The sequence below is a fragment of the Methylobacterium sp. Leaf91 genome, from assembly GCF_001422815.1.
Classification (GTDB): Bacteria; Pseudomonadota; Alphaproteobacteria; order Rhizobiales; family Beijerinckiaceae; genus Methylobacterium.
Window position 1 is genome coordinate 25,123 of sequence record NZ_LMMP01000018.1, and the last position, 12,676, is coordinate 37,798.

General features: G+C 62.2%; 8 protein-coding genes and 1 pseudogene. 5 read left to right on the plus strand and 4 right to left on the minus strand.

Going from position 1 to position 12,676, the window contains the following annotated elements:
* The first annotated feature begins 1,079 nt into the window (after positions 1 to 1,079).
* The 3 genes from ASF32_RS14085 to ASF32_RS14095 all read left to right on the plus strand — a co-directional run bounded on the left by ASF32_RS14085 (position 1,080) and on the right by ASF32_RS14095 (position 5,618).
* On the plus strand, positions 1,080 to 2,156 hold the full coding sequence (locus tag ASF32_RS14085; RefSeq protein WP_156467830.1) for a glycosyltransferase family 1 protein: 1,077 nt from the start codon (positions 1,080 to 1,082) through the stop codon (positions 2,154 to 2,156).
* Positions 2,157 to 2,832: 676 nt separating this feature from the next.
* Positions 2,833 to 4,104, plus strand: coding sequence for a polysaccharide pyruvyl transferase family protein (locus tag ASF32_RS14090; protein WP_082490425.1), 1,272 nt, complete (start codon positions 2,833 to 2,835; stop codon positions 4,102 to 4,104).
* 272 nt (positions 4,105 to 4,376) lie between these two features.
* Positions 4,377 to 5,618, plus strand: a complete 1,242-nt coding sequence (locus tag ASF32_RS14095; protein ID WP_082490426.1) for a polysaccharide biosynthesis/export family protein — start codon at positions 4,377 to 4,379, stop codon at positions 5,616 to 5,618.
* A gap of 78 nt (positions 5,619 to 5,696) precedes the next feature.
* Here the strand turns inward: ASF32_RS14095 and ASF32_RS24590 are convergent.
* Together ASF32_RS24590 and ASF32_RS14110 are read right to left on the minus strand one after the other, a co-directional pair.
* Positions 5,697 to 6,796 (minus strand): annotated as a pseudogene (locus ASF32_RS24590) (IS630 family transposase).
* Positions 6,797 to 6,999: 203 nt separating this feature from the next.
* Complete coding sequence (locus tag ASF32_RS14110; protein WP_056429518.1) at positions 7,000 to 7,869, minus strand: glycosyltransferase family 2 protein; 870 nt, start codon at positions 7,867 to 7,869, stop codon at positions 7,000 to 7,002.
* A 694-nt stretch (positions 7,870 to 8,563) separates the two neighbouring features.
* Here ASF32_RS14110 and ASF32_RS14120 point away from each other — a divergent pair.
* Positions 8,564 to 9,802, plus strand: a complete 1,239-nt coding sequence (locus ASF32_RS14120; protein ID WP_056429501.1) for a glycosyltransferase family 4 protein — start codon at positions 8,564 to 8,566, stop codon at positions 9,800 to 9,802.
* A gap of 413 nt (positions 9,803 to 10,215) precedes the next feature.
* Positions 10,216 to 11,376, plus strand: coding sequence for a glycosyltransferase family 4 protein (locus tag ASF32_RS14125; protein WP_082490427.1), 1,161 nt, complete (start codon positions 10,216 to 10,218; stop codon positions 11,374 to 11,376).
* A 170-nt stretch (positions 11,377 to 11,546) separates the two neighbouring features.
* On the opposite strand, the gene ASF32_RS26880 is transcribed toward ASF32_RS14125, so the two are convergent.
* Positions 11,547 to 12,050, minus strand: a complete 504-nt coding sequence (locus ASF32_RS26880) for a hypothetical protein (RefSeq protein WP_082490428.1) — start codon at positions 12,048 to 12,050, stop codon at positions 11,547 to 11,549.
* Positions 12,051 to 12,211: 161 nt separating this feature from the next.
* Positions 12,212 to 12,640 carry a calcium-binding protein gene (locus tag ASF32_RS24595; RefSeq protein WP_348271426.1) on the minus strand — a complete coding sequence of 143 codons (429 nt, stop codon included), beginning with the start codon at positions 12,638 to 12,640 and terminating at the stop codon, positions 12,212 to 12,214.
* Positions 12,641 to 12,676 lie beyond the last annotated feature (36 nt).

Below are 12,676 nucleotides of genomic sequence, written 5' to 3' on the forward strand. Positions count from 1 at the left end.
TCCGCCTGAAGCGTTCGGGTTGATTTGAGTGCGCCTACAGCGTAGCGCCTATGGCTCCGTCATTGTCCAAAAATGTGAGCGCATCGCTTTGAAATGTTTCTCCTGCGTCAATGGCCTCACTGCGGTACTTTTCGTGGTCGGAACAGGGGGATTTACGGCGCCCGCGTGGGCAACCTCGGATGTCGCTACAGCGGCAATCGCGTTAGGCAAGCTCTACGTCGTGGGGAGCACCGAACTCGCCCATACCGGCGTCGTCCTCGAAGGTCGATTTCGCACGGAGTCCGACGACGCTGGGAAATACCAGTTTCAGGTGATCTATCATCCGGTGCGATGCATCGTCGGCGTCGAGATCGAGGGGAAGGTCTACGAGGCGGTGGTCAGCAATTGCGGGCAGCAGGGCCCCGCCGCCGATGCCGCGGGGGCGCAGCGCGTCGGGGCCGTGCCGGCTCAGGACACGCAGAGCGGACCCGCCGGGCCCCCCGGACCAGCGGGCCCACCGGGTCCCCCCGGACCAGCGGGCCCACCGGGTCCTCCCGGACCTCCCGGCCTGGCGGCGCCACGGGAGACCAAGGCGTCGCCGCAAGAGGTTAGGCCCGTGCTACGGGAGACCATGCCCGTGCCGAAGGGGATCCAGGCCGCGCCCCCGCAATCTTCGGAGACGCCCGCGTCTAACACGGTCCAAGGGGCCCCGAAGCGGAGCGCCGACGGGGAGGCCGCACGGGCGGCGACGGATGCGAAGGTCCGGCGTTCTCCGGTGCCACCACGGCCACGACCGAAGCCGCCGGTGAAAAAGCCGCAGCCCGCTCAGAACGACCTCGCCGATCCCGCGAACGCGACCATCGAAAACTGATGGTCCCACGGGCCCGTGCGTTCGCTCATCCGAGACAACGTGCAAAAGATTGTCGCCATTGCCGTTGCGAACGGTACAGGTTTCGCACGCCGGATGACGAGCATCATCGGGGTGAGACCGGCGTGAATTCTTGCATGATGCAGAAGAAGCAGGAGGGCTGACTTTGCGCGACTCATCGCCCGTGTTATTCGCCAAAGCCAACGTTGCCGGCCCAACGCGGACCTGGACCTTGAACGGTGATTTCATCACGCTCAAGCCAACCGGGGTCGCCCGGTATGCCTGGGAAACGGTTTGGGCAATGGATGCCCTTCTCGCGGAGGGACATCCGTCCGCCGCCGGCCTATCCATCGAGATCATCGCGCCGTATCCGCCCGCGACGGGCGCGCCCCGCAATATCCCACTTAGGATCGTGCCAGAATTTGATCGACCTCGGTTGCCTCAGGTCTGGTCTCAGATACAGCTGCCTCGCCACGTTAAGGGCGGGCTGATTAGCTTTTGCAACCTCGGTCCGGTCGCGGTGCGAAAGCAGATCGTCTGTATTCACGACCTGCACACGAAGCTGATGCCAGAGAGCTATGGCCGCGCGTTTCGGCTGGTCCATGACGTGATCCTGCCGTTCGTCGGTCGTCGCGCATCGACAGTGACGACGGTCTCGCGCTTCGCGGCTGATACCCTGGCCGCACACGGGGTCGCGCCCCGCGAGCGGGTGATGGTGACGTATAACGGACACGAGCACGCGTTGCGATGGCAGCCGGAGCGGGGCACTATCGCGATCGGACCTCGGCCGTTCGTTGTGACGCTCGGGAGGGATCTCCCGTACAAGAACACCAAGCTCGTCTTTCGCATCGCCGATGCGCTAAGTGCGTTGGGACTCGATCTTTACATCACCGGCGCATTCGACGCAGTCGCGATCGCGGGTGATGCTGGGATCGCGCCGAACGTCCACCTGCTCGGACGCGTATCGGACGACGATCTCGCCCAGCTCCTTCGGGAGGCGCGCTGCTTCCTCTTCCCCACGCGGATGGAAGGTTTCGGCCTCCCGGCGGTGGAGGCCATGGCCTGGGGTTGCCCGCTCGTCGTTTCACCGGTCGCGAGCCTCCCTGAGGTTTGTGGCGACGCCGCACTCTATGCAGATCCTGAAAGCGACGGCGCATGGATCGAGGCGGTCCGGCGGATCGTCACGGAGCCCGGCCTCAGCGAACGGATGGCCTGCGACGGACGCGCGCAGGTCGCTCGGTTTTCCTGGCGAACCATCGCGGAGCAGTACCTGATGCTCATGCAGAAGGCAGACGCCGTTAATCTTTAGATCCGCTTAGAGGGGACCGCTAAGCGGAAGCCGGAGTGTTCCGATCGAAGCCGATGCGACAAGTAAGGACCACGCTTGGCGCACTGCACCTTGTGCGGCCAGATGTGGTGACCGCCATTACGCGCGCCTTCGACGGAAAAGTCGGATGGGAGAAAGCCGCCGCTTCTTTTCTAAAGTTCGCGCAAAGGTTTGTGCCTTGCGGCCGGTGCTCGACTGGAGGAACGCTCCTTTTCTTGGATCGTCCCAAGCGGGAAATCGACCTGGCCGTGCAGCCCGCGCGAATTTGCGTGCCGATGCCGGACCCGTAATCCAATGGCTTGGAAAGATCGATCCCAGGAGCGACCGGAAACACAAATGTTTGGCAGACAATTTTAGATCAAGCACCAACAATGATATGCGCTTCTATATAATTACAATACTATTATACAATAATCGTAATTGCTGTTATCTTCCCCTCGAACCGCAAGCCTTGATCGCTGTGCCATCCTTGGCCTACATTCATTTCCATGTTAAAAAAGACAATCGAATCCGGTTTTCGAAATTAGGTCTGAGATCTCGAGCTTGGGCCTAGAGTCGTGATTCTAAATGGAAGATGGAATCCACTTGCAAGTAGACGTTATAACATTGCACAAAATTATGATTTATGTGATGTCAGTCATCCTCGTGGACCTGGTAAATGTCGCTGACAATGTCTGATCCTAGACCCCTTGCGAGCCTGCGTCACCGGATCGCGATCTTCAACGTCAAGTATAGCCCGAATGTCGGAGACGGCGCCATTGCAGAATCGTTGGAGACTGAACTTGCCCGTCACGCTTCCATAGAACGCGTCACGTCGATCGACCTTGCCGGGCGGAGCGCTTACGGACATGGTCTGAGGCATCGTGGGACCGTATTGGCAGTTCTGCAACGGCTGAGCCCGAGTTTGCGGGACGCGGTGTCCTCGGTCTTGCTCCGAGCCCTGACAGAATTTCGCTTGAGGCCGGTCTGGAGGAAATGTCTGGACGGGCAGAACGCCGTCGTGATCGGCGGCGGACAGCTAATTCAGGGAACCGACCTAAATTTTCCAGTGAAGCTGAATGCAGCGATGCGGGAAGTCCGGCGCCGTAAGCTGCCTTGCCTCGTCTATGGCGTCGGCGTCGCGCAGACGCTTTCGCCGGAGGCGGCGCGCCTATTCCGGCGGGCATTCGCTGGAAGTCTGTCCGCGGTTTTCGTTCGCGACACGGAATCGCAGGCCGCGTGGGACCGGCATTTCGCACAGCCGGACATCCCCAGGGCAAGGCTGTGTTGGGATCCGGCCGTTCTGATGGATGCAGTCGTCCCCCCCCTGTCGTCGATGACACGGAAGCGATACCGGATCGGTGTTGGCGTTGCCGCCCCACTTGTGCTCGCGCATCACGCGCTTGACCAGCATTTCGACGCGAAGACGCTGGACGACTTCTGGGCTTCGCTTGCGGTCGGTCTCGTGAAAGCCGGCTTCGACATCGCCTGGTTCACGAATGGCGCGGAAGAAGACGAGATCTATCTCGATCAGCTGATGCCGAAGGTCGGCGGGATCGGCGCCTCGAACCATGCCCGTATCCCGCGTCCGCTTCATCCCCAGGCGTTGGCCAAGTCAATCGCGGAGTGCGATGGTATCGTAAGTCATCGTCTTCACGCCAACATTCTCGCATTCGCGTATCGCAAGGTGCATATTGGACTCACCTGGGACGCGAAGCTCACGAGCTTCTTTCGTGCGACGGCGCGCGCGGAGTGCGCGATGTCCGCGACGCAGGACAACGTCGCCCCGATCGTTGCGCTCCTGAAGCGCGATATCGAAAACGGTCTGCCTCTTGCGACGCACGAGCGCCTCCAGGTTGACGCCCGAACCATGATCGGGCGAGCCGCGGCGGTTCTGGACGAAGCGATCGTGGCGGAGGCATCTTGTTCCCAGCCCGTATTGCAGCGGTGATTTCGCTACCTTGCTCATTTGAAAAGCCGTAAATTTTTCGGTACCAACATCAGCAGACGCAGCGTGTGAACCATACCTCCGATGTGTCCAGATAGCTGTGCACAGCAACGGCTCGAACATATCATCGGGATCTCAAACCCGTCACGTCTGATCAGGTCGTTCCGAGTCGACCCGTGACATCGTGAGGTCGGTCATACAACTTCACGGAAAGCCGGTTGCGATCTTAGCGGAGTCGTAACCACCGAATGCGTCGCTTTTCTTAGGTTCATCCAATGTCCTCCCTCCTCAGATCCTCCGTGGTCGCGCTGCTGTGCTCAGGGTCCCTCTGCGCCGCCGCGGAGCAGGAAGCGTATCGGCTGACATCGGGAGACACGGTCGAGGTCGTCATCGCCGGGCACCCGGATCTGCGACAGAAGACGACCCTGAGCATCGATGGCGAGATCTCGGTGCCGCTGGTTGGTTCGGTCGTGGCAGGCGACCTGACCCTGACCGATCTGCGCGCCAAGCTTCAGCAAGTCATGCCGGGCAAGCCGGTTCGGCAGCGGAACGCAGAAGGTAAAGAAAGCACCTCGTTCATCGACCCGAGCGAGATCAGCGTTCAGGTGGTCGAATATCGGCCCGTCTACCTTAACGGCGACGTAGCCAAGCCTGGCGAGCAGATCTATCGGCCGGGCATGACAATCCGTCAGGCCGTCGCGGTCGCGGGCGGTTTCGATGTGGTGAAACTCCGATCGAATAATCCGCTGGTCGAACTCGCGGAACTGCGGAGCGACCTCGCATCGGTGTCGTCGGAACTGGCGTTCAATCAGGCCCGCGAGAAGCGATTGCGCAGCGATCTGAACGGCCAGGGCGCGGCCGGCGTGAAGCCCGACAATGTGCCCGGGCTCCAGCCGGGCATCACGCGCGATACGATCTCCCTGGAGGTCGAGCAACTCGCGACGACGCTCTCGGACGTCGAGAACGAGAAGGTCTACCTCCGGCGGCAGGTCACGAAGGCCGAGGAGCGTCGGCGGACACTCGTCGATCAGCAACAGAAGGAAACCGAAGGACTTCAAGCCGACGCAGAGGATCTAGAGCGCGTGCGGGAACTCTACGGAAAGGGATTGGCGGCCGCCGGACGCCTCACGGACGTTCGGCGTGCCCTGTTGCTTTCGTCGACGCGCGCTTTGCAGACGGGCGCGCAGGCACTGCAATCCGAGCGCGACCGCGACGACAATGCGCGTAAACTCCAACACCTCGACGACCAGCGCAAGATCGACAACTTGAAGGAGCTGGAGGAGGTCATCGTCCGCGTCGCCACCCTTCGCGCGAAGTTGCAGAGCGCCAAGGAAAAGCTCGTCGTTGTTGGCAACGTCCGATCCCAGCTGCTTACCGGTTCGATGCGGCCCGAGTTGACGCTTGTAAGGGCGAACCGGAAGCAGCGGATCAGCAGTCGCGTCGATGAAGAAACCGAGATGCTGCCCGGCGACGTTGTGGAGATAAAAATTCCGCTGGACTCCATCTTACGGGATTGAGCGCCGAGGCTCGCTGCACCTTCCGACGCGAACGCGCCGCGGTCCGCATCGGTCAGCAGTTATACCAACTTTAATTGATCAACACGCGTGAGCCCATTGGGGCAGTCCGATGGACGTGATGCGTCCATAGCTGAGCAATGATCATGTTCCACGTGTTGCAACGGTGCCTGAGGATGCCGGTATGCGATCGGAAGACGCGGTCGCCGAGCCAGTTGTCCCACATGAACTGCCAGAAGTTTTCGACCGGATTGAGTTCGGGTGAGCGCGCCGGCAGGGGCAGCAGGGTGATGTTGTCGGGGACGGTCAGCTTCCTGGTGGTGTGCCAGCCGGCTTGGTCAAGCAGGAGCGCGGCGTGGGCACCCGGAGCGACGGTCGCTGCGATCTCTTCGAAGCAATGGGCCATGGCCTCGGTGGTGCAGCGGGGCATGACCAAGCCTGCGCCGACGCCCCGGGCCCGACAGATCGCTCCGGAAGATTTAGGCCAAGGCCGTGCGGTGATCCTTCGGGGCCGAGGGACGCGTTCCACGATTGGCCCAGCGTCGGGTGAGCGTGTTCTTCTGGCCGACACGGGCCTCGTCGCAGAACCAAATCTCTACAGGCTTAGCCCCGACAGCCTGCGCGATCTGCGCCAAACGGTCGGGGAAACCTTTCTGAAAACAGCTGCGGCGTCTGGGTCCTGGGCGTGATGGCGCGGGCGAGCCGAGAGTTTGCGTAGCCCATCGCCCGTAAGACTCGGCTCAAGGTTTGCTCAGAGACCGACACGCCGTGATCCTCGCACAGGATCTGGGCCAGATCGTACAAGCGCCAGCGCACCACGCCGTGGGCGGCGGGCGTCGGCCCCTGTTCGACCAGGGTCCTGAGAACCTCGCGCTGGTCGACGTTCAGGCGCGGACGGGCACCCGGGGCCTTGCCGTCGTTCAGCCCGCCCGGGCCATCGGTGTTGAAGGTCACGACCCAATCACGCACCGTCTGCAACTCCACCCCGCCGTTCTCGGCCGCCTCCGAGCGCATACCGCCCGCGGCGATCACGGACAGCGCCAAACAGGCGGCGGGTCTGGGCCGGGTCACGCGACCTCTTGGCCAGGACGCGCAGGGTCTCAGCATCAAAATCCGACCGCAGCGGTACCGGAGCAGCCATCGCATCCTCCTCAGGCTCCAAAACCAGAGGACAGAATCATGAACCGGATATCGACGATACCCCGCGTGAGTCTCGCTCAACGAGGATTGGTATTAGCCGGTGCCCCGGCCGAGATCGCCCTCCCCCCACATCTGCCTCGGCCCGTGCGATTTCCGACTGGCGGGCCAGAGGCGATCGGCATCGCAAATAGGATAAGTCTTACGCCATCCGCTTTCCGCGAGCGGGTGGCGTGTCTGCCGTTCCTCAGAGCTTGAGGATATGGGTCGGATCGAGGCGCAGGCGCAGCAGATGGGCGACGGCGAGGAGATTTCCGCGCAGACGTCCCCGCCGGTCGACGTAGGGTTCTGGTGAAACGCTGCGCGCGATGTTGGAACCAACGTTCTGGATCAAAAGCTGGAGCCCGAAGCGCAAGCTGAGCGTGCCCTTGCGGATTAGGTAGAGCGGGTTGACGACCTGCGAGTACCCGAGCCGGACGCCGCTCGACCTGCCGCCCTTGACCCCGAGATGGGCACCGACGAGGTTGCTGATCCATACGACCTTGCCCCGGGTCGCCATCTGGCTGGAGAAATCAATGTCCTCCAGCCAGCCGTACAGGGGCAGCGCCTCGTCGAAGCGACGCCCTGCGATCATGGCTGTGCGGAACGACATGTTGCAGCCGTAGGCACCCTCCCGCTCGCGGATGATCTGGTCGTACGGCCCCGCGGGAGCCTGTGCCACGGCGTTCAGCGCGTCTTCTAGGGCCACCCCGGCGTTTCGCGCTCCGTCGAGAACGACGTTGCCTGTCACGGCGGCCCAATCCGGATGTTCACGGAACGCTGCCTCCAGAACGGCCAGATAATCCTTAGCCGGGACGAAATCGTCATCGAAGAACGTGACGACGTCGCATCGGTCCGACACGTCATCCAAGGCCCGATTGCGTTGGGCGCAGAGGCCAGTACGGCCGTACAGATACGTGAGCGGAAATTTCTCCGCTGTAAGACGCTCGACATGACCCGCATCGGGGGCGGAGATAACGACTTCGTCGGGCGGCCTGTGCTGCTGTTCCAGTTGCGCGAGCAACGAGGACAGAACGGACTTGCGTCCATAAGTCGGGATTACGATGCAAATACGCATGTCGGTCAAGCGCGGACCAAAATAGAGGTTTCTTTGAATGCGTCTCGTAGCTCACACTTTAAACAGTCCATCACAGACGTCTGAAACGTGATGCCTTCGAAATGCGTCCGACCCTCATCATCCGTCGCGAAGTCGAGAAGCGTGAAAATAGCCACTTCGGGATAGGCCTCGCAACTTTCTGAAACGACGCGCTCACGGCCTTGGAAGGCTGGAATCCAATCGTGTGCAATCGCAATCGTCAATCCGATGTCCCCCAAGCGACGCACGCTCCTTATCGACCGAATTCAGGCGGCCAACTGCCGAGTGCGCGAACGAACCCCCTCACGGTAGTCCGCGCAGCGCGCGAAGACGATTTCTTACACGAGAAGCGTGTGTCCGGTCCAGGCAAGGCGCAGGCCGACATTGCCAGAACCATTAACGCTCGGTAGGGCCGCTTGCTGTGATCGACCGGGCGGCGTTCGCGGTATCCTAGGTGGCGCTCGGCCCATTACGTCATCGCTCCACAAACGCCACGTCGGTCACGCGGAGCGGACGTTCACTCCTCGCAGACTGGCACGATATCCGTGGATTGAAGATACGCCGCTACCATGGACGGGGGTGAAGGTATCGCGCATAACAATTCTCGACCGGCCCGGCCGTCCGTTGCAACCGGCTTCGCCGATACTCATACCGCGCACGAGACCTTCCTCGCCACATGACGAATTGTGTTCGACAGCCGTCCCGAGTGGTGGTCCTCAACGATGCGTCGGTGGCGAAGGGGGGCGCTACCGGCCTCGCGATCGCGTCAATCCGGTGGTTTCGAGAGCGTGACGTTCCCGTCACCATGATCGTCGGTGACGGCGGAGCTAATCCCGAACTCGTCGCGATGGGCGTGGAGATCGTGGCTGCCGGCGGCCAAGCGCTGACTGTGGCTCCCCCCGCCGCGAGCCTTGTGAAGGGGCTCTACAACAGGCGCGCCGAGATGATCATCGGTGCCTGGATCGAAGCGAACGACGGGCCGGGCGTCGTCTATCACCTCCATGGCTGGTCGAAGATCCTTTCCCCTTCTGTCTTCGCGGCTCTCGGGCCCGTCCGTCGGAGAGTCGTGGTTTCGGCGCACGACTTCTTCCTGGTCTGCCCGAACGGTGGTTTCACGGTCTTTCCTAAAAACGAAGCGTGCCGGCGCGTGCCGCTTGGGGGGGATTGTCTGACGACGAATTGCGACAAGCGGAACTACGCTCAGAAGATCTGGCGCGTGGCACGCCAGGCGGTTGCCAATTATCTGCGTCACCGCCACATGCGCGACGTGCCGATCGTTGCAATCCACGAGGGCATGGTGCCGCTCCTGACGTTGGGTGGCTTAGCCGAGAGGAACATCGTCGTCCTGCGCAACCCCGTCGTCCCCTTCCGCACAGATAGGGTCCGCGCGGAGCACAACCGCAAGGCCGTCTTCATCGGCCGCCTAGACCACGAGAAGGGACCGGACCTCGCCGCCGCCGCCGCCGCGGCCGCTGGAACGGCGCTTCAGATCATCGGCGACGGACCGCTGCGCGCTCAGATTGCGCAGGCCCATCCGAACGTCGAATTTGCGGGCTGGCAGACCCGGGAGGACATCGGCCGCCTCGTGAGCGATGCCCGTCTCCTCCTCATGACGAGCCGATATCCAGAACCCTTCGGCCTCGTCCTGATTGAAGCCCTCTGGAGCGGGCTCCCGGTCGTCGTTGCCCGGGATGCACTCCTGGCGGAGGAGATTGATCGCCTGGGCGTAGGAGCATCCGCCAACCCGTTCGAGACCTCGGAATTCGGGGCCACCTTGGCGACGCTGATGGCCGACGACGAAGCCGTCGCCCGCATGAGCCGCAAGGCGTTTGGCGAAATTCCGCAAATCGCCTCGGATCCGGCCAGTTGGACCGATAGTCTCCTCGAACTCTACCGGACGAGGCTTCGTGCTTGAGCGCCACGAACGCCTCGAATGTCCGGATCGCACGGCTACGCACGGTGCTACGGTGAGCTAGCATGAGCGGAGTGACACGCATCGAGCCTTGGGAGTTCGGCTGCTTGGATCTCCAGTTGCGGCCGAGCTTTAATGATAACTTTACTAACAAGATCGATTCTATGATGACGCCATATGAATTCGGACTGGCGATCGTGATTTCGCAATGCGCATCTCGACTGTTTCAAGCCGTCGTTCATTCGTAGGGAGACCAGCATTCGCACGAGGAGCCAGTATGCGATTGATGATCCGCTTTTCGCTCTCCCCCATTTGAGGCGGTCCTGCTCTCCTTCGGAGCTACAGGCCCTTGTAGAGGGCGCAGCCCTTGGCGTATCAGTGGGATTAGGGGAAGCGGCTCGAGGGTGAGGCGATGAATGAATGACAGTGTAGTCGCCCGTGGCCCATGTGTTTTACACGTTGCCCGGGTCGGCTTTATTGGTGGAGCCGAGCGTATTGCACTGACGATTCTCGCGGGCCTTCATAAGAAAAACTGGGAACCGGTCCTGGCTTGCCCGGATGGAAATTTTCCCGAGGAGGCGCGTAGAAGGTCGGTTCGATACGTGCCCTGTTCGTGGAACAGGATGCGGGGAACCTACAATCCGTTGCGGCTTCTCGGGTACATTGCCGAGGTCTGGCGGGCGCATCGACAGATCGAAACGATCCTCGTGGGAGGAACGGTCGATCTGGTCCATGCCCACCACCCGGTCATGGTGCTGTATGCCTGTTCGAGTTGCCGCCGCCACAAGGTGCCACTGCTGCTCCATCTGCATGAGGGACCCCCGGGGCGCATCTTCGACCTGATCGCCCTGAAGGTTGCCGCTAGGTTCGCCGATCGCATCGTTTGCGCATCGTCGGCGGGGCTGGATCTCTTGCGCAATGCCGGTGGCGATCCGGCCAAGGCGCAGGTCGTGAAGAATGCCGTAGATTACGATTTCACGCGGGCGGAGGTGGTACCGTGTGAGGATGCCCGGGGGCCCGGACCGCATATCGGGATCTTCGGCGTCCTGGAGCCGCGTAAGGGACAGAACTACCTGATCGACGCCGTTCCGCTGCTGATCGACGTCTATCCGGACGCCAAGTTCTGGATCGTCGGCGGTCCTCAGTTCGAGGACAAAGTGTCGTACGCCCAGCACTTGGTCAGTTTAGCGCAAGCGCGGGGCGTCTCGGAACACCTGCGTTTCGTCGGTCATCAACACAACGTCGAGCGCTGGATGAAGGCAATGGATCTCGTCGTCCTGCCCTCGGTTTCGAACGAGTCCCTGAGCGTCGTCGTGCTCGAGGCCTTGTACCTCGGCATCTCTGTGGTCGCGACCGATGTCGGTGGAATCAGGGACGCGCTCAAGGACGGGGAGACCGGCTTCATTGTGGAGCCACGCAGCGCCGTGGCGCTGGCCCGCGCGATGACTACGGCGCTAACGGAGAACGGGGGGGCGATGACGCGGCGGGCGCGGGAGGATGCGTGGGAGCGTTTCGCACCCGACCGACTCGTCGTGGATATGATCGCGGTCTATCGACGGATGATTGCCGATCGGTAGTCGGTTCGGTCGGGGTCACGCGGCATCGCCCGCGGCACCCTCCGAGGGTGTACCCTGGACCGTAGGACGCCCGTCAAGGACCCCGGGGCACGTCGCCACCTGAATGGCATTAAGCGGGCCGGCATCGCCGACCCGCTTAATGCCGTGTTCCAAACCTGCGCTCCGATAATTCACACGATCACGAAGCTGTGGTGCGTCAGGTCGACTGCGTTCGAGAAAGAAGCGACGGCGATTTCATGTCCCGCATTACCGTCCGCGTCCCAGTAGAGTGTCTTGGATTTCGTATTGAAGAAGAACTCCGCGTGTCCCTTGGACGCAGTCGTTCCAAACTCGAACCGATCCGCCGCCAAAGCACCGAGCGCATCGAGACCCTGGCCGAGGGACAGGCCGAATCCCGACGCATCGAAGCTGACCCGATCGCCCGCGGCCACGGAGAAATCCGTGACCCGGTCAGTGCTTGTGGCGTCCGCCCGGCTGAACTCGAATATGTCCGCGCCGTCCCCACCCGTTAGAACGTCATTGCCCGCTCCCCCGTAGAGCACGTCGCGCCCGCCACCGCCGATCAGGGTGTCGTTGCCTGAGTCGCCTTCAAGGCGATTGTCGGCAACGTTGCCCGTGATCTTGTTGGCGAGGTCGTTGCCGGTGCCGGCCCTGGCGTTGCCGGTCAGCGTCAGGTTCTCGACGAAGCGCCCGAGGGTGAAATCGACGGAGNCCCGTGATCTTGTTGGCGAGGTCGTTGCCGGTGCCGGCCCTGGCGTTGCCGGTCAGCGTCAGGTTCTCGACGAAGCGCCCGAGGGTGAAATCGACGGAGGTAGTCACGCTGTCTACCGCGCCGTCATCTACGTCCTGCCCATAGGCCTCGTCCACCACGTCGCCGCTGTCCTCGACTACGTACTTGTCGGCACCGGCGCCGCCCCGCATCACGTCTCCGCCCGTGCCCCCGTCGAGGGTATCCGCATTGGTCCACCACGTCGCCGCTGTCCTCGACTACGTACTTGTCGGCACCGGCGCCGCCCCGCATCACGTCTCCGCCCGTGCCCCCGTCGAGGGTATCCGCATTRGCTTCCCCCTCCAGGATGTCGTTGCCATCCTGACCGTAAAGCTTGTCGTTACCGGTACCCCCGCGAAGGGTATCGGCCCCTCCTCCACCATACAGCTTGTCGTCGCCGGCGTTGCCGACGATGACGTTGTCGGCAACGTTACCCGTGATCTTGTTGGCGAGGTCGTTGCCGGTGCCGGCCCTGGCGTTGCCGGTCAGCGTCAGGTTCTCGACGAAGCGCCCGAGGGTGAAATCGACGGA